The organism is Terribacillus aidingensis, assembly GCF_900215625.1.
GTDB classification, from domain to species: domain Bacteria; phylum Bacillota; class Bacilli; order Bacillales; family Amphibacillaceae; genus Terribacillus; species Terribacillus aidingensis.
Window position 1 is genome coordinate 1 of the sequence record NZ_OBEK01000009.1, and the last position, 17,752, is coordinate 17,752.

At 44.2% G+C, this 17,752-nt stretch carries 15 protein-coding genes and 1 rRNA gene; 2 read left to right on the top strand and 14 right to left on the bottom strand.

From position 1 onward, the window contains the following. The 14 genes from CRO17_RS16955 to spoIIE all read right to left on the bottom strand — a co-directional run. A 16S ribosomal RNA gene (locus CRO17_RS16955) occupies positions 1-212 on the bottom strand; the annotation flags it as partial. A gap of 375 nt (positions 213-587) precedes the next feature. Further along, complete coding sequence (gene lysS / locus CRO17_RS16960) at positions 588-2,072, bottom strand: lysine--tRNA ligase (RefSeq protein WP_425444481.1); 1,485 nt, start codon at positions 2,070-2,072, stop codon at positions 588-590. A 161-nt stretch (positions 2,073-2,233) separates the two neighbouring features. Continuing rightward, entirely contained in the window at positions 2,234-3,223 is a 990-nt protein-coding gene (dusB, locus tag CRO17_RS16965; RefSeq protein ID WP_097043643.1) for a tRNA dihydrouridine synthase DusB, read from the bottom strand. Between the two features lie 20 nt (positions 3,224-3,243). Beyond that, positions 3,244-3,741 (bottom strand): 2-amino-4-hydroxy-6-hydroxymethyldihydropteridine diphosphokinase, encoded by a 498-nt coding sequence (gene folK, locus CRO17_RS16970; protein WP_097043644.1) that lies wholly within the window; start codon positions 3,739-3,741, stop codon positions 3,244-3,246. Further along, positions 3,738-4,100, bottom strand: coding sequence for a dihydroneopterin aldolase (gene folB / locus CRO17_RS16975; protein ID WP_097043645.1), 363 nt, complete (start codon positions 4,098-4,100; stop codon positions 3,738-3,740). The genes folK and folB overlap by 4 nt, the downstream gene beginning before the upstream one ends. Positions 4,101-4,103: 3 nt before the next feature. Next, entirely contained in the window at positions 4,104-4,919 is an 816-nt protein-coding gene (gene folP, locus CRO17_RS16980) for a dihydropteroate synthase (protein ID WP_097043646.1), read from the bottom strand. A 96-nt stretch (positions 4,920-5,015) separates the two neighbouring features. Continuing rightward, positions 5,016-5,939, bottom strand: a complete 924-nt coding sequence (gene cysK, locus CRO17_RS16985) for a cysteine synthase A (protein ID WP_218839533.1) — start codon at positions 5,937-5,939, stop codon at positions 5,016-5,018. Between the two features lie 88 nt (positions 5,940-6,027). After that, positions 6,028-6,894 (bottom strand): Hsp33 family molecular chaperone HslO, encoded by an 867-nt coding sequence (hslO, locus tag CRO17_RS16990; RefSeq protein WP_097043648.1) that lies wholly within the window; start codon positions 6,892-6,894, stop codon positions 6,028-6,030. Positions 6,895-7,047: 153 nt separating this feature from the next. Beyond that, the gene (gene ftsH, locus CRO17_RS16995; protein ID WP_097043649.1) at positions 7,048-9,096 is read right to left on the bottom strand and encodes an ATP-dependent zinc metalloprotease FtsH; all 2,049 of its coding nucleotides are present in this window, start codon (positions 9,094-9,096) and stop codon (positions 7,048-7,050) included. A gap of 116 nt (positions 9,097-9,212) precedes the next feature. Then, on the bottom strand, positions 9,213-9,764 hold the full coding sequence (hpt, locus tag CRO17_RS17000; RefSeq protein WP_097043650.1) for a hypoxanthine phosphoribosyltransferase: 552 nt from the start codon (positions 9,762-9,764) through the stop codon (positions 9,213-9,215). Beyond that, entirely contained in the window at positions 9,757-11,175 is a 1,419-nt protein-coding gene (tilS, locus tag CRO17_RS17005; protein WP_179637170.1) for a tRNA lysidine(34) synthetase TilS, read from the bottom strand. Before tilS ends, hpt begins: the two co-directional genes overlap by 8 nt. A gap of 61 nt (positions 11,176-11,236) precedes the next feature. Continuing rightward, on the bottom strand, positions 11,237-12,169 hold the full coding sequence (locus CRO17_RS17010; protein WP_245864852.1) for a protein kinase domain-containing protein: 933 nt from the start codon (positions 12,167-12,169) through the stop codon (positions 11,237-11,239). After that, positions 12,132-12,872 (bottom strand): VWA domain-containing protein, encoded by a 741-nt coding sequence (locus CRO17_RS17015; protein WP_097043652.1) that lies wholly within the window; start codon positions 12,870-12,872, stop codon positions 12,132-12,134. Before CRO17_RS17015 ends, CRO17_RS17010 begins: the two co-directional genes overlap by 38 nt. Before the next feature lie 63 nt (positions 12,873-12,935). Next, positions 12,936-15,395, bottom strand: coding sequence for a stage II sporulation protein E (spoIIE, locus tag CRO17_RS17020; RefSeq protein WP_097043653.1), 2,460 nt, complete (start codon positions 15,393-15,395; stop codon positions 12,936-12,938). 390 nt (positions 15,396-15,785) lie between these two features. On the opposite strand from spoIIE, the gene CRO17_RS17025 reads away from it, so the two are divergent. Both CRO17_RS17025 and CRO17_RS17030 read left to right on the top strand, forming a co-directional pair. Next, a complete protein-coding gene (locus tag CRO17_RS17025) occupies positions 15,786-16,232 on the top strand; it encodes a MarR family winged helix-turn-helix transcriptional regulator (RefSeq protein ID WP_179637172.1) in 447 nt (148 codons plus the stop codon). Further along, entirely contained in the window at positions 16,229-17,731 is a 1,503-nt protein-coding gene (locus tag CRO17_RS17030) for a DHA2 family efflux MFS transporter permease subunit (protein ID WP_097043655.1), read from the top strand. Before CRO17_RS17025 ends, CRO17_RS17030 begins: the two co-directional genes overlap by 4 nt. Positions 17,732-17,752 lie beyond the last annotated feature (21 nt).

Below are 17,752 nucleotides of genomic sequence, written 5' to 3' on the forward strand. Positions count from 1 at the left end.
AATCAGGAGAAAGAAAATACTATCCGGTATTAGCCCCGGTTTCCCGGAGTTATCCCAGTCTTACAGGCAGGTTGCCCACGTGTTACTCACCCGTCCGCCGCTCATTCCACTAGAATCACCCCGAAGGGGTCATCTAGCTTCCTGCGCTCGACTTGCATGTATTAGGCACGCCGCCAGCGTTCGTCCTGAGCCAAGATCAAACTCTCCATGAAAGTGTGATGCTTTGCTTCTTGCGCTGACGTTGATCTTATAAAAGACCATGTCGTTTAGTTCGTAATTGGTTGTTTTGTTCAGTTTTCAAAGATCAATTTTTTATCCCGCCGCTCATTTGGCGACTAGAATATCTTATCATGTTTTGACTTTCGTTGTCAACATGTTTTTTTAATTTAATTCTTGCGTCTGCTGCTCCGTTCGAAGCAACTCTAATAATTTACCACGGATACAGAACCATTGCAATACTTTTTTTTACATAAACATAATATTTCTGTAAAGCCTTTTTTTGATATAGCTTTCTCATCTTTTCTGTATTCTATGCAAATGCCTATAAAGAGTGAAAGAAGAAGAGCAAAATGCCCTTCTTCTTCTTATTAAGAACGGTTGCGCATTTGCGGGAATAGCAGTACGTCCCGGATAGATGGCGCATTTGTAAGCAGCATGATCAAGCGGTCAATCCCGATACCCAATCCACCTGTTGGCGGCATACCGTATTCAAGGGATTCTAAGAAATCCTCATCCATTTCATGTGCTTCGTCATTACCTTGTTCTTTCTCTTTTAATTGTGCTTCAAATCGTTCACGCTGATCGATTGGATCGTTTAATTCAGAGAATGCATTTCCATGCTCTCTTCCTACAATAAACACTTCAAAACGATCTGTGAAACGTTCATCCTCTGGATTTTTCTTCGCTAGCGGAGAAATCTCTACCGGATGTCCATAAATGAATGTAGGCTGAATCAGCTTCTCCTCTACGCGCTGTTCGAAGAATTCATTTAGAATATGACCGAATGTCATTGTATCTTTGATCTCAATACCATGCTCTTTTGCCAGAGCTTTTGCTTCGTCATCACTCATGTGCTTCCAGAAGTCCGCACCTGTATGTTCTTTTACTGCATCTGCCATGTGTAGTCGTTTCCACTCCGGCTCTAGGTTGATTTCATACTCCCCATAAGGAATAACTGTTTTGCCAAGTACATCTTTTGCTACATGCGCAATCAGATTCTCTGTCAAATCCATAATGGTGTCCATATCACCGTAAGCTTCATATAGCTCAAGCATCGTAAATTCCGGGTTATGGCGCGTGGAGACACCTTCGTTTCGGAATACACGTCCAATTTCATAGACTTTTTCTAATCCGCCGACAATCAAGCGTTTTAGATGTAGCTCAATAGCTATACGCATGTATAGTGGTATATCCAGTGCATTGTGATGTGTAATGAACGGACGAGCTGCCGCTCCGCCTGGGATGCTGTGCATAAGTGGCGTTTCGACTTCTAAGTATCCGATATCATCCAAATAACGACGGATGCTTTGAATGATTTTACTGCGAGTGATGAATGTCTGCTTTGATTCCGGGTTTACGATCAAATCAAGATAGCGCTGACGGTAACGCTGTTCAATGTCTGTCAGACCATGGAACTTGTCCGGAAGCGGGCGAAGTGCTTTTGACAAAAGATCGAAGGATGTTGCCTTAACAGAAAGCTCTCCTACGTTTGTTTTGAACATAACACCAGTTACTCCTACGATATCACCTAGGTCTGCACTGCTGAATAGCTCGTACGCTTCTTCTCCAACCTGATCTTTACGTACATAAAGCTGAATTTGTCCGCTCAAGTCTTGCAAGTGAGCAAAGCCCGCTTTCCCTTTGCCTCGCTTCGTCATCAGACGGCCCGCAATAGTTACTTCTGCTTTTTTCTCTTCTAGTTCTTCCTTACTGAAAGAATCGTAAGCTGCCACTAGTTCTTCGGATTGATGTGTACGCTCGAACCTGGCACCGAACGGATTATAGCCTTGGTTCATGAGCTGTTCCATCTTCTCACGACGCACCTGCATCTGATCGTTTAATTCTTCACTCATCCTGTTCACTCCCATTTCTATATTCAGTCTCTAACATGCTAAAAAAACTGCCAGCATGGGCTGGCAGTATCCTTCGTCCTCGTAAAATGCGAGGCTTATCGCATTGCTACCTCGTATTAGTATAGAAAAGCAGCACTGCTGTGTCAACAAAGCACACCCTATTACGACATTGCCATCGAAGCTTCTACTTGGTCAGCGTAATCATACAGCAATTCGAGCATACCTTCTTTTGTATTTGTTTCATTGATCAACTTGCGCACTTTTCCATTACCATCTAACCCTTTTAGGTACCAGGCAGCGTGCTTGCGCATTTCCAATACCGCAACCTTCTCCCCTTTTAGACGAATCAAGCGCTCCATGTGCAAGAGACAAACATCAATCTTCTCCCTTGGTCTCGGCTCATCTAGTAACTCTCCCGTTTCCAAGTAATGTACCGTACGATAAATCATCCAGGGATCTCCTAGCGCAGCACGGCCAATCATCACTGCATCTACGCCAGTCTCATCCAAGCGCTGTTTCGCAATCTGCGGAGTCGTAATATCTCCATTCCCGATAACTGGAATGGATACGGACTCTTTCACTTGTCGGATGATATCCCAGTTAGCCAATCCTTCGTAATGCTGCTCCCGCGTACGGCCATGCAGTGCAACTGCCGCTGCTCCCGCCTCTTCCAGAGCTTGCGCATTTTCTACAGCATAAATGGTGCTGTCATCCCAGCCTGTTCGCATTTTTACAGTAACCGGTTTATTGACTTCTTTCACAACTGCCGAAACCATTTCATAAATTTTCTCTGGCTGCAGCAGCCAGCGAGATCCCGCCATATTCTTCGTAATCTTCGGTGCTGGGCAACCCATATTAATATCGATGATATCTGCTGTTGTGTTTTGATCAACGAATTTAGCAGCCTCCACCAATGTTTCTGGATTTGACCCAAAGATCTGCAAGCTCATCGGCTTTTCCTGCTCATCTATATAAAGCATGTTCATCGTTTTCGCATTACGAGTCACGATGCCATTATCACTAATCATTTCGGCGCATACGACTCCTGCGCCGAATTCTTTCACGGTTAAACGGAATGCAGAGTTACTGATACCAGCCATTGGCGCTAATATTACACGGTTCTTAATGGTGATATCACCTATATTGAACAACTTCACTACCTCCTATGTGACTATCTATGCAAAGAACCCCAAACCCTTACGCCTTGCACCTCTTCAGCAGTCATTGTTTCCAACCATTCTTTCACTTCTCTCCCATTAAGGGTGAGGTGCGGAGCTATTTCAGCTAATGGCACTAAAACAAAGGCTCGTTCATGCATGCGCGGGTGAGGGAGAATAAGTTCCTCAATGTTCATATTCTCATTACTATACAGTAAAATGTCAAGGTCTACTGTTCGAGGCCCCCACCTGATGACACGTTCCCTTCCTAGCTCTTGTTCAATTTCCTGACACGCACGAAGCAGTTCCTGAGGAGTCAAGCTCGTATCCACTTCTACTACAAGATTTAGAAACTGATCTTGTTCTTCATAGCCGACTGGCTCTGTCTCATAAACTGTCGACACTTGTTTAAGCACAATATTCCGACTGTCTGCCAGCTTTTGGACTGCTTGCTGCAAGTATACTTCTTTTGGCTGTATGTTCGATCCTAAAGCAATCCACGCCGGCTTCATAAGCGCTCCCGCCTAATTTCAACTGCCACTGATTCATAATGTCCTGCAATTGGCGGATTTGGTTTAATTACTTTGATTGTGCATGCTTCCAGCAGAGGAAAAGCAGCAAATAGCTGCTTGGCAATCTCTTCTGCCACTGCTTCAATTAGGTTTTTTGCCCGGCCTTCAACAACTGTTCTAATAACTTCGTATGCCTGTCCATAATGTATCGATTGCGTCATATCATCCGATTCACCCGCTTTACGAAGATCTAACTCTAGTACAGCATCGACTGTAAACCGCTGTCCAAGCTTGTTTTCTTCCGGGAACAGACCATGATAGCCGTAAAACTGCAGTTGATTCAAATGTATTTTATCCATTATTTACTCCTCCCGAACTAAAGCATCCATCATTTTCGCGATACGCACTGTTCGCTTCACTTCATGTACACGAACCATATGTACACCTTTTGTGATACCATACGCTACAGTAGCGGCGGTTCCTTCATCTCGTTCGTCAGCTGGCAAATCAAGTATTGTACCGATAAACCTCTTTCTCGAAGTACCAAGCAGCACTGGATAATCCATAGCAGAAAGTTTGTCTAACTGGCGCATGGCAGTCATATTTTCTTCCAGGTTCTTCGCAAAGCCTATACCAGGGTCCAACCATATGTTTTCCTTTTTCACACCTGCGCTTAAGACGATTTGAATACTTTCCTCCAAATCAGTCATCATATCCGAAAGCAAATCTTTATACTGTACTTTCTCCCGATTATGCATCAAAATGATCGGCACTTTGTAGCGAGCTGCTACCTTTGCCATCAACGGGTCATATTTTGCTCCCCAAATATCATTGATGATTGTTGCCCCTGCTTTAATAGCGGCTTCTGCTGTTTGTGCTTTGTATGTATCGATAGAAATTGGCACATCTACCGCTTCTTTGATAGCTTCTATCGCTGGCACGATACGAGCAATTTCTTCGTCTATCCCAACAGGTTCAAAGCCAGGACGTGTTGACTCACCGCCAATGTCCAATACATGCGCCCCTTCATCGACAAGCTTTCGTGCCTGTTGAACCGCAGCTTCCACATCTGTATAGCTGCCTCCATCTGAAAAGGAATCAGGTGTCACATTGAGTATACCCATTACAAGCGTCTGCTTCTTCAGGTCATATTCTTTATTTCCTATCTTTCGTTTCATGGCACGTCAACCTCTCGTTCAATCTATTTTACTAGTGTACACGATTTTCCGCACAAAAAAACACCCCTGCCAACGTTAGCAGGGATGTTTTTTCTATTAGTCTTCGAACTGGTAAAGCGGTGTTGATAAATAGCGTTCGCCATTACTTGGCACAATCGCTAACACCTTTTTGCCAGGTCCTAGTTCTTTCGCTACCTTCTTCGCCGCAAAGATTGCCGCTCCGGTAGAGACACCGCCAAGCAAACCTTCCTTGGCTGCTGTTTCTCTAGCCGTGTCATACGCTTCATCATTCTCTACTTGAATGATATCCGTATAGATGTCTGTATCCAAGATAGAAGGAACAAATCCTGCCCCGATACCTTGTATCTTATGAGGCCCTGGCTGCCCGCCAGACAAAACTGGCGAACTTGTCGGTTCAACCGCGACAATACGAATGTCCTTATTCAGCTCTTTTAATACTTTACCTACACCAGTGATTGTTCCGCCTGTGCCGATACCAGCGACAAAAGCATCCAAATCACCGCCAAATTCAGATGCAATCTCTTTACCAGTTGTACGTGCGTGTATAGCAGGATTGGCTTCGTTATTAAACTGTTGCGGCATGAAATAACCATGTTCTTTTTGCAATTCTTCTGCTTTCTGAATGGCACCTTTCATCCCTTCAGCACCAGGTGTTAGCACAAGCTGCGCACCATAAGCCCGAAGCAGATTGCGTCTTTCCATACTCATTGTATCCGGCATAACCAGAATTGCTTTATAGCCTTTTATTGCCGCCACTAAAGCAAGTCCGATACCTGTGTTCCCACTTGTCGGTTCAATGATTGTATCGCCAGCAGTGAGTCTGCCATTTTCTTCTGCATCCTCAATCATTGCAAGGGCAATCCGATCTTTAACAGAGCCGCCTGGATTCTGAAATTCCAGCTTTACGTAAATCTCAGCACTGTCTGCGTCCGCCGTGCGATTAAGTTTGACGATAGGTGTGTTACCGATCAATTCAGAAATAGATGATGCAATTGCCATGATTATTCCCCCTAATTCCCACTATTTTGATTGGATTTACTTAACTGTAAGCAAAATATGCTGAAAAGTCAATCCAAACGGGCTTTTATCAGAGCAGTTCTGTTAGTTCTTCTTCAGAGAAAGTGTATGTTTCGTTACAGAAGTGACAGCTCGCCTTCGCACCATGATCCTCGTCAATCATTGCTTGAATTTCATCATTCCCAAGGCTCGTAATTGCATTTTGGATACGTTCCCGGGAGCACTGGCAAGTAAAGCTTACAGGCATTGATTCTAAAAGGTGAAGGTTTTCCTCCCCAATCAGCTTCTCTAGAATCTGTTCAGGTGTATTTCCTTCTCTAATCAATGTAGAAATTGGCGCGATCGTACTGATTCTCTCTTCTAGCTGCGCAATAATTTCATCACTTGCTCCGGGCATTACTTGCAGGATAAACCCGCCAGCAGCAAGGATAGTGTGATCTGGGTTCACTAAGACACCAGCACCGACTGCGGAAGGCACCTGTTCTGAATTAGCGAAGTAATAGGTGAAGTCGTCTCCGATCTCACCAGACACAAGCGGCACTTGACCAGTAAACATGTCTTTTAGTCCAAGGTCTTTTGCTACACTTAATGTTCCAACTGTACCGACTGCCCGTGATACATCAAGTTTTCCAAGAGAGTTCAGCTCAAAATCAACATGGGGATTAGTAATATACCCTCTTACTTCTCCTTTAGCATTACTGTCTACAATAATCGGTCCGACCGGCCCGTCTCCTTCTACCTTCACCGTCAGCTTGTCCTGACCTTTTAACATTGTTCCCATCATAGCACTAATCGTCAGTGTACGACCTAATGCTGCTGAAGCTGTTGCATACGTATCATGACGACGCCGTGCCTCTTCCACCAATTCTGTCGATTGAATAGCATAAGCACGAATATTGCCGTTGAATCCTGTAGCTTTAATTAAATAATCACCCATGACAGTAAAGTCACTCCTTTTATATATCAACCTTTAACGGTTTTATGTCCTTAAGGTATTGTATATCTTAACATAATCCTTTGGGTAAATCCTTTGATATGTTTACTATACCCAAACAGAGAAAAAGGCCTCCTTTAAGGAGACCTTTTTCTTTTATAATCTTGGACGATCGTCCGGACCATTATCTTGGCGCGGTTCATCTTCCGGTATTCCTGATTGTTCCCGAGGAGCAGGAGTATTTTCATCGATGGCATTGTCATCTGCTGGTGTTACTTCCTTGTCTTCCTGCGGTTGGATGGTAACAGTTACGTCATCATCTTCATCTTTCATCAGGCTTGTTTTTTTATTCGACTTGCTGCGCTCTTCAGCAAGCTCTTCCTCTGTTGGAAGACGCCCTTTATCGAATAGCGTTTGGATTTGCAGTGCATCCAATGTTTCGATATCAAGCAATGTTTGTGCAATAAGTTCCAGCTTCGCTTTGTTCTCTGTGAGAATATCCTTCGCTCTTGCATAACACTGATTGATGAAGCTTTGTACTTCTTGATCAATTTCATAAGCAATCGCATCACTGTATGTTTGTTCGTTCTGGATATCACGGCCAAGGAAGACATTTCCGCCGCTGCTTGTAAACTGAAGCGGTCCAATCTTATCACTCATACCATACTCAGTGACCATCTTACGAGCAATGTTCGTTGCTCGCTGGAAGTCATTATGTGCTCCAGTACTTACTTCACCGAAAATAACTTCCTCCGCGACACGTCCGCCAAGTAATCCAGTAATCTTATCAAGCAATTCCGGCTTCGTCATGAAGTAACGGTCTTCTCTCGGCAGCATAACGGCATACCCGCCAGCTTGGCCGCGAGGGACGATGGTAACTTTATGCACCATGTCTGCATCATCCAGCACCATACCGATAACAGTATGTCCGCTCTCATGATAAGCAACGATATTACGTTCTTTTTTAGAAATAACACGGCTCTTCTTCGCCGGGCCTGCAATGACACGGTCGATTGCTTCATCGACATCATCCATTACAATTTCTTTGCGGTCATTACGAGCAGCTACTAAAGCAGCCTCATTAAGTAAGTTCTCCAAATCCGCTCCAGAGAAACCTGGTGTACGCATCGCAATTGTACGCAAATTAACTGACTCATCAAGTGGTTTGTTACGAGCATGTACTTGCAATACTGCTTCACGTCCGCCTAAATCTGGTCTGTCAACTGTGATCTGACGGTCGAAACGTCCTGGACGAAGCAATGCTGGATCCAAGATGTCAGCACGGTTTGTTGCCGCGATGATGATGATTCCTTCATTAGCACCGAAACCATCCATTTCAACAAGAAGCTGGTTCAATGTCTGCTCACGCTCATCATGTCCGCCGCCTAATCCAGCGCCACGCTGACGTCCAACTGCATCAATCTCATCTATGAAGATGATACATGGAGAATTTTTCTTCGCATTTTCAAACAAGTCACGTACACGGGATGCACCGACACCCACAAACATCTCTACGAAGTCCGAACCACTTATTGAGAAGAATGGAACGCCAGCTTCCCCTGCTACTGCACGGGCTAGCAATGTTTTACCTGTACCCGGAGGTCCTACAAGAAGAACACCCTTCGGAATACGTGCACCAACTGCGGAGAATTTACGCGGATCTTTAAGGAAGTCAACTACTTCAACAAGCTCCTGTTTCTCTTCATCAGCACCTGCTACATCACGGAACTTCACTTTCTTCTTCTCTTCGCTGTACATTTTGGCTTTGCTCTTACCGAAGTTCATTACTCGGCTGCCGCCGCCTTGTGCTTGGCTCATGAAGAATAGGAATACCAAGATAATCAGCAATACAGGGAATAGTGTAGACAGCAGCGTCTGCCAGAAGCTTGGCTGAGGCTCTTCATCTGCATTAAGCTTGACATTCTGTTCACCTGCTGCAGCCAGGATTTCGTCCATCAGCTGCTCATTCTGAGGAACCTCAGTTTGGAACTGCGTATTGTCTTCCGTCTCACCTGTAATAGTAATGATGTTATTAGTAGGCTGGACGGTCATACTTTTTATGTCACCACTCTCAAGCGTGGTTCTGAACTGATTAATATCGTACTGTTCGGTTTCATTAGACTGGTTCTGGAATAAGTTGATCACACCGATAATGACTACAAATATAATTATAACCATTAGGATATTACGAAACACTTTGCTCATTGCCTACCTCCTCCCAAACGAGAAAACTATAGTAAATACTACCATACGCAAAACGTGCTGCACAACTAAATACCCTTTACCTTATGTAAAAGGCAGATAATCCATACCGTAACTGTTTATTCAGCACGGACACCGCCATATACTTCTGGTTTCAGTACACCGATATATGGCAAGTTACGATATTTCTCTTGATAGTCCAATCCGTAACCTACAACAAATTCATTCGGTACATGGAATCCAACCAAGTCCGCTTGAATTTTTGCCGTGCGGCCTGAAGGTTTATCAAGCAATGTTACTATCTTAATCGATTTTGCTTTTCGGTATTTGAACAGATCCACCAGATAGCTCAATGTAAGTCCGCTATCAATGATATCCTCAATAATCAGAAGGTCTCTGCCTTCTACTTTTGTGTCCAAATCCTTGACGATTTTCACTTCACCAGAAGATGTCATGCCGCCTCCATAGCTGGATACGTCCATAAAATCCATTTCCAAGTGCGTATCCATATAACGGATCACGTCAGACATAAATGGAAGGGCGCCTTTTAATACGCCGATTGCCAACGGGAATGAATCCTTGTACTCCTCTGTAAGCTGCTTTCCGATTTCCGCACATTTCGCGTCAATCTCTTCCTTAGATATCAGTACTTTCTCAATCTCATCATGCATTGCCTGGTCCTCCTGTTTGTTCCCCATTTTTCGCTTGGTAACACAGACATAAATAATTGCCTGTCTTTCCTGTTGTTCTGCCTGTTTCCCCTTTTCTCAAACCGATAAGCCACAAAATAGTGCCAGTCGCATCCTCCACAATCGGCCAAACCTGCCTTTGGAGCGCAGGAATTTTTCCATCAATGAAAATATCTTTTACTTTTTTGGTCCCTCTCATTCCGCGCAGCTTCATTTTATCGCCATTTTTCCTTGTCCGTACTTTTAAAGGCAACGTAATGTCTTCAAGCGGAATAACAAAGATATAGGGATTTTCTTCTGTTTGGTGAGGGGTAAAAGCAGCCGTTAATAATGATCCATCAGGTAACGTGACGCATCCGGGAGCGTGTAATGTATAGTGGAATAAATCTTTCGCCTCATCTCGAAAAGAAATCGACAAGCGGCTGTAAGACTTTGTCAGTTGTAATCCTGCCGGAAAATCTAAAGAGCTATTTGCTTTAGAGCTAGCTATCAGTTCAAAAAACTGCGCTTCGTGCCGATGGTGTAAGTCCACCGGAAGCGCTTGATACAGATAATTTAATATTAGATGAAACACTCTTCTTTGTAAAGCAATCGGGTATGTACAAAAACGTGCAATTTCAAAGGCTGCCGCCTGTTTCTCTGGGTCGTACGCTACGGCCTCTTTGAACATCTTCGCAGCCTGTTCCGCAAGATATGCTTCATCTGCTTTAAGCGCTTCACTAAAGCGTTGGGCATGCTGATGGAAGCTTGGATAAGCTTCCTTAATGGGCTGAAGAACGCGGTGCCGGAAATAGTTTCGCGTGTAATCCACACTTGCATTGGATGGATCAATTCGAAAAGGAACATCGTAACGTTCACAATATTGTTGAATTTGCTCTTTGCTGCAAGCTAGCATTGGGCGAATCAATTCACCGCTGGCAAAGTTTCGTCTGACAGCCATCCCGCTGACAGCAGCAGTATTTGACCCCCGTGCCATACGCATCATAATTGTTTCTGCTTGGTCATCACCATGATGGGCCAGAAACAAGCTGTCTGCCTGGTAGCGTCTCATTTGCTCCTCAAAATACCGATAGCGTACTTCCCTTGCTGCAACTTGTGTGCTCTGTTGGTGCGCTGCCTTCCAAGCCGGAACATCCAATGTGACAATCTCAGACATAACTCCCCATTTTTCGCATACTTCCTTTACGAATTCAGCATCAGATCTGGATTCAGTCCCCCTCAGCCCGTGATCGACACTTAAAGCTACTATCTTCCATCCTCTTCGTTCCTTTCTTTCCTTCAAGAAATGAAGCAGCGCCATTGAGTCAGGTCCTCCAGAAACACCTACCAAGATTGTTGTGTTCTCTTTCCACAACTCATGTTTATCCATAAATGCTGTCATCGTTTGGTCCATTACTGTCATCCTTATGTAGTTGCTGCTATTATCGTACCATTTATACGGATATACCTAAAGTTTATTGCAGCAAGTAAAGTACATAACAAACGAAGCCGTAGCCGCTTAGTAACAAACACTCCCCAATTCCAGTTTTTCGTTTGGAACGCCTTGCAGGCGGCACTTGTTTTGATACTGCTGCAGGGATATTTTGCTTCATAAGTAATTTCATCATATCTTGCTTCATTGCGATACTGGATGGGTACTTTCCTGCCAAGGCTTTTTCAAGTATCGGCCGCAAAAGACCAGCACGGGTTAAAGACTTCTTCAATGTTACTTTCGGCGTTTCCCCTTTATTAAATCTGCTTCCGTGTATTACTTCTAGTGCTGTCATCGCAAGCGCAAATAAATCATAAGTTGGTTCTGCTTTTCTGCTGCCCATTCCCCAGTGACCGCGATCGTAGAATTCTGTATATTCCTTAATTGCACGTCCTATTTGGGTGGTGCCACCTACATCGACCCACCGAAGCCGAATTGGGTTATCACTTACAACCAGGTTATCCAATTTCAAATCGCCAAATACCCAGCCTGCTTGGTGAAGATGTTCGAGATCCTCGAGCAGTCCAAGCAACAGCACCGGCAGCCATTCCGATCCTTTCTTTTTAACATAGTCATCTAATCTGCTTCCTTGAATATATTCCATCACATAAAAAGTATATAGTTTCCCGCTAGGACTGCTATAATCATCTGTTTCAAGCAAACAAGGCCCTAGGAAATGACCCTGGACCTTTTTCAGTGATTGCAGCACATTCACTTCCATTGTTATTGAGGTTCGCTTATCACTGATCTTCAAGGCAGCTTGAACACCATTTCTCTCTGTTAGGTAGACAGAACCAATCGCTCCGCTTCCGAGTTTGCGGATAAGCGGATAAGTTCCGTTATGCCACTTGCCTGTTAAGCGAATACCAGAACGCAAATCAGTTGCCGAACTCTTCATATTCGGAGATTCTGTCATTGGCTGTGCTCCTTTGCAGCGATTGGCGGCTGAATTCATGTAATGCTTCCCGAAGTGCTGGACCAGTCGGTGTCACGCCGCCTGTTGCAAGTTTAGGAAACACAGATGATACATTCTCCAGCCGTTCGGTCCAATCCATTATTTTTACGGCCGCTTCTCTTTTCCCCGGAAAACCGAAGATGGCAAATTTGTTTTGTCCCTGCCGCGCATTCATACTAATGGAAAGGTCAATTAATGCTTCTTTGACGACTGGAAGCTTATGATGCATGCTGGCACTTGTGTCGACAAGGATTAGAACTTCCAAATTCGCCGTCTCACTAATCTCCTCAACAACTTCCAGTACATCGCCGCGTTTTTCTGGAGGCAAATCATCTAATGTATTACCCTTGCCAAGAATTTGCTTAAGCTCTTGATTGACAACTCCTTCAATTGTTTGTGTCATCGCCTGCTTGGTGACCATTTGAACGGTCTCTGTCAAGGCTTGTTTGTAAATAAGCTGACTGACACCGCCCCCAGCTCTAGCGATGTTCTCTACTTCTGCTAAACTGAGCGACTGCTCTGTCTGTCCTTCTTCTAATATGCCAATAACATTAACGGTTATATGCTGAGCGTAAGCTAAGGCTGCAACAGCTGAAGGGTCTTCTCCGCGGTTGGAGCATCCATCAGTAAGTAACAGGATCTGTTTGAGTGTGCTTGGTTTCATCGTTATCCCTCTTCTCCATTCGTTATCTCCATCATCGACTGGAAAAGAAGAAAATATACGTTTCTATGCCTCTCTTACATCGTTTTTATAAGTAGAGATGGAGGCCCATTCCGGCATATTGCGATCAATAGCCGCTACCATCACCGTCATGTCGTCCTCAATCTCCCCAGCTCGATTGCGAACAACCTCTTCCAGCAGCAAATCAGCCATTTCCTGTGGCACAGTTGTATTCATCTCTCTTATTTTGCGTTTCAGCCAAATATCTATATTTTCTATATGTCGCGGTGACTCGAAGATGCCGTCACTCATCATGACGAGTAAGTCTCCCGGCTGAAGCTGCTCCTGTACGACATCAACTTCTAGATCTTGCACAATACCTATTGGTAAATTACCGGACTCTATTTTAATGACCTGATCACCACGCTTAATGAAGCTAGGTGTCGATCCGATTTTTAGGAATTGGACAGCTGCATCGTGCAAATCGATGACTGCAAGGTCCAATGTTGCAAATATTTCTTCACTGGATCTTAAGGAGAGGATAGAGTTAATAGATTTGATTGCCACTTCCTCTCGGATCCCTGACTGCAGTATCTGCTGCAGCAAACGCAGTGTTTCTGTACTTTCTTCATGTGCTCGATCTCCATTGCCCATTCCATCACTGATTGCAACTGCGTACTTGCCCGCCCCTAGTTCGATCGTCGAATAACTGTCTCCCGATACGAACCCCCCACCTTTTGCCGCATGCGCAACGCCTGTGTCCACAACAAATTTCTTGATGGAAGAAAAGGCCAAGAAACAGGACTTGTCCGGAAACTCTGCTATTTCTTCCTTCGTCACAACGACAGTCTCCCCTAGAATGTCGGATAGGATTGGACCTATAAGTTTCTGTCCTTCCCCGTGATAACCAGCTATAGATACGTGTATCTCTACGTCAATGCTTCCCTTCGTAAGAGAGAATACATCCAGTTTCTCCACAACTAAGCCAGCCGCCGTCAGTGCAGCCATTATCTCTACTTCCTGTTGTTCATGATTTTCTTTTTCTTTTACAATCTCTTTCGCGAAATCCTCCATCACTTCGGATACGCCGTTTAATTGATCAGCGACAAAACGGCGGCTTTCCTCTACTTGCCGGCGCAGCATTTGATTTGCTTGGTAGAAACTCAGCTCATGCTTCATCGTTTCCACCACTTTCTTCGATTTAACACAGTGCGATTCCAGGTTCCTCTCCAGCAGCTTATTCGGCGACCCGCCGCCCTCCATATCTTCCTTCAAACTCTCCATCAGTTGATAGGTTCGGTCAAATTGCTGCGCCCCCCAGCAGCGATCCTTTTTAAAGCAAAGCTGACATGTTTGCTCGGTTACATTGCCCAGCAGAGAATCAGTCTCCCGATCACGCATTTCTTCTGCAGCACGATCCGGAGTCGTAAAACTTTTCGCTAAAGCATGAAACACATTTGAAAACTGCTGCACACGACTGGCTGTTACATCCCGGACCTTTTGCAAGTATTGCTCCTGCTCTTGATTATGTTCGGCAGTTCCTGGCACAAAACGAGACATACGCCGGATCCAGCTGTCCGGCGTCAATACCAGAAGCAGAATACTAATTGCTGATGCAAGCAAAGATGGATAAACTTCCTGCAATCCTTGCTCTTGTCCGTACAGACCAATCAGCAAAGTTCCAATCACAAGCCCTATACTTACGCCGAATTTCTTTCCATCTTTTAATAACCCGCCCAGCAGCCCGGCAAATGCCAGCAGGCTCATCTGATAGAGACTGGCGACATTGGCGAGACTCAGAATCAGTCCAGCAACTACACCTACTGTCGAACCCATTGCCGCGCCCCCAATTAAAGCAAGCAGTAAGACAAAATACCGGGAGAAGATTTGCTCAATGCCAGCTCCCTGTATCTGCCAACCGATCGTACCAGTCAGTACCGAAGCGAGTAAGATGATCAAACAGACAATTTCTTCATTCTTTAATGCTGGATAATATCTTTTAACGGATAATAACGGTAGACTTTGCATAAAGATAATAAAGAGGACAGAACCTAGAACTCCTTCGACGCCAATCATCATCCAATCGAAGCTGGATAAAGTATGTTCATAAGAAAGAGTCAGCATTCTAGGTAAGGCACTGGCCAAAAAGACAAGTACAGTCAAGACTCGAACTTGATGCGGTATCTTTTTGCATATAGCCGCTAAAAAGTAGAGAACAAATGCTGCACCCGCTGCATAGAGACCATGTGTCCATTGGTAGCTGCATGCCCCCGCAATGGTTGCCAGCGTAATCGGCAGCATCTTTCTTCGTCTTGTCAGCCATATGGATGCCAGAAATGCTGCTGCAAATGGTGAGACAGTTGTCAAAACGACAGCTCGTCCTAACAAGAATCCAACAAGTGCTAAGAGCCATGCCTTTTCAATCAATAGAAGCTTCGCAAGTTCAATCCCTTTCTTCTTCCAATTATCCAGCCGCTTCTGTTCTACTCCATAGATGCCCCATTTTTTTCTCGATACTGTCTCCATTACATTGAACACTCCTATCCTCAAATTTGCCGAGGTTCTGTGTACATACTATGGCAATCCCCGGGACAAACTCTTTTTGATTAATGTCATTTAACCACATCTCTTTTTCACAATTTGTCAAAAGAACCAATGCAAACCGAAAAACATTTCGACTTATTCCTGTCCCTTTTCACGAGCTTCAACACCTCTGGGACAACAACAGCTGTTTTACGCCAATTTCTCTTGTCGTATCGAGTTCAGCTGTTGGGTCTCTTGTCAGAAAACAATTACTTTTTCAAGGAAGCGTTTACTGTAAAACTTCTATATTGATTTTTAATGAAAAGAGAGTAAAATAGTTCACACTGAAACAGTTCGCATGCGAACTATTTTTTTGTTGAGGGGATGACAACTTTGACTGATGAGGATAAAATCAGCCAAGTTATTCAATCGTTTCGCTGCTTGAATCAAGCTTTCCATAAGCAGTTTTGGCACAACGCTGACCAATTGGGTGTGACTGTCGTACAGCTCCACATTCTAAAAGTATTGGCGGACGAGCCTGGAACTGGCTTGAATGAACTTGCGCATAAAGTGAATGCAAGCAAGAGTACAGTGAGTGAAACGGTTGAAAGGCTTGTACAAGCTGACCTGGTAAAACGAGAGCGTTCGACGCACGACCGGCGCGCTATCGTTCTGTCGCTGACTCCAAAGGGGCTGGAGCAGAAGAAGACAGCTTACCGAGCCTACTTGCAAAGATTGGGGAACATTTCAGACTTCAGCACGGAGGAGATAGAGACATTGATGTCGCTTCACCGCCGTTTGCTTAACAAGATAACAACTCAAGGAGATGAAACAAAATGAAAGATCGTTCTGCCTATGCGGATCCGAAAACGGTTAACAAAGGTCCGATCATAGCCATCATGGTCTTAGGTGCTTTTGTAGCTATCCTAAACCAAACATTGATGAATATCGCACTGCCCGTTATGATGGAGGATCTAGAAATTGAAGAAAATACAGCCCAATGGCTGACAACAGCATTTATGCTAGTTAACGGTATCTTAATTCCTATTACTGCTTTCTTTATGGAAAGATTCTCAACACGTAAATTATTCATTACAGCAATGAGCTTGTTTGCACTTGGAACACTCATCTGCGGAGTTGGACCTGGTTTCTCTACTATCTTAATTGGTCGTATCATCCAGGCTGCCGGCGCCGGTATTATGATGCCATTGCTATTTAACACAGTATTGAGCCTCTTCCCGATTGAAAAACGAGGAAGTGCAATGGGACTAATTGGTCTTGCGATGATGTTTGCTCCAGCAGTTGGACCTACACTATCCGGATTTATTGTTCAAAGCGCATCTTGGAGATGGTTATTCTTTATCATCCTGCCAATTGCTCTAATTGATGTAATTCTAGCTGTTTTCGTATTGCGTAATGTAACGAAGACACAAAAGTCATCTGTTGATATTCTATCTGTCCTTCTTTCTACTATCGGATTTGGCGGACTATTATACGGCTTTAGTGTTGCTGGTGATAAAGGCTGGGATTCAGCAGAAGTTATTACCACACTAGCTGTAGGTGCAGTTGCTTTAATTATCTTCATTACACGTCAGTTGATAATGAAAAAGCCGATGCTGGAGTTCCGTGTATTTAAATACTGGATGTTCTCTCTATCAACAGTAATCAACGTCGTTGTCACAATGGCTATGTTTGCGGCGATGCTATTAATTCCTATCTTTACCCAGAATATGCTTGGCTACACACCACTTGAATCAGGCTTACTGCTATTACCTGGTGCATTAGTATCAGCAATTATGTCGCCTGTTACTGGTAAGTTATTTGATAAGATTGGCGCTCGTCCGCTTGCATTGATTGGATTATTGATTACAACGATTACAACATACTTCCTAAGCACATTAACAATTGATACAACGTACACGTATATGATGACTGTTTATACATTCCGTATGATTGGTGTTTCCATGGTTATGATGCCAATCATGACAGCAGGTTTGAACCAGCTGCCAAAGCGTTATTATGCACACGGTACAGCAATGGCAAATACGTTGCGTCAGATGGCCGGTGCAATTGGTACAGCATTACTAGTTACGGTATTCTCTAACCAAACAAAAGTGCATGTGACTGATTTCATGGCATCTGGTACCCCACAGCAGCAAGCTGCTTTGCTTGGTTCAATTGAAGGGATCAATGATGCATTCTGGATTGCCACATTGATTGCTGGTGTTGGCTTCCTGCTTTCATTCTTCCTGAAAAAGGTTCGTCCTGCAGATGAGATTGAAGAAGAACAAACAAACGCGAATACAACACCTATCGGAAAACCTTCCGAAACACATTAAAAGTAAAAACCTGCATCCGTA

What these genes read in the sequence shown, in the direction of transcription:
- lysS (WP_425444481.1), bottom strand. Translation starts at nt 2,072, where the DNA reads ATGAGTGAAGAATTAAACGATCAGATGCAGGTGCGTCGTGAGAAGATG.
- folK (WP_097043644.1), bottom strand. Translation starts at nt 3,741, where the DNA reads ATGAAGCCGGCGTGGATTGCTTTAGGATCGAACATACAGCCAAAAGAA.
- folB (WP_097043645.1), bottom strand. Translation starts at nt 4,100, where the DNA reads ATGGATAAAATACATTTGAATCAACTGCAGTTTTACGGCTATCATGGT.
- folP (WP_097043646.1), bottom strand. Translation starts at nt 4,919, where the DNA reads ATGAAACGAAAGATAGGAAATAAAGAATATGACCTGAAGAAGCAGACG.
- cysK (WP_218839533.1), bottom strand. Translation starts at nt 5,939, where the DNA reads ATGGCAATTGCATCATCTATTTCTGAATTGATCGGTAACACACCTATC.
- hslO (WP_097043648.1), bottom strand. Translation starts at nt 6,894, where the DNA reads ATGGGTGATTATTTAATTAAAGCTACAGGATTCAACGGCAATATTCGT.
- ftsH (WP_097043649.1), bottom strand. Translation starts at nt 9,096, where the DNA reads ATGAGCAAAGTGTTTCGTAATATCCTAATGGTTATAATTATATTTGTA.
- hpt (WP_097043650.1), bottom strand. Translation starts at nt 9,764, where the DNA reads ATGCATGATGAGATTGAGAAAGTACTGATATCTAAGGAAGAGATTGAC.
- tilS (WP_179637170.1), bottom strand. Translation starts at nt 11,175, where the DNA reads ATGGACCAAACGATGACAGCATTTATGGATAAACATGAGTTGTGGAAA.
- CRO17_RS17010 (WP_245864852.1), bottom strand. Translation starts at nt 12,169, where the DNA reads ATGACAGAATCTCCGAATATGAAGAGTTCGGCAACTGATTTGCGTTCT.
- CRO17_RS17015 (WP_097043652.1), bottom strand. Translation starts at nt 12,872, where the DNA reads ATGAAACCAAGCACACTCAAACAGATCCTGTTACTTACTGATGGATGC.
- spoIIE (WP_097043653.1), bottom strand. Translation starts at nt 15,395, where the DNA reads ATGGAGACAGTATCGAGAAAAAAATGGGGCATCTATGGAGTAGAACAG.
- CRO17_RS17030 (WP_097043655.1), top strand. Translation starts at nt 16,229, where the DNA reads ATGAAAGATCGTTCTGCCTATGCGGATCCGAAAACGGTTAACAAAGGT.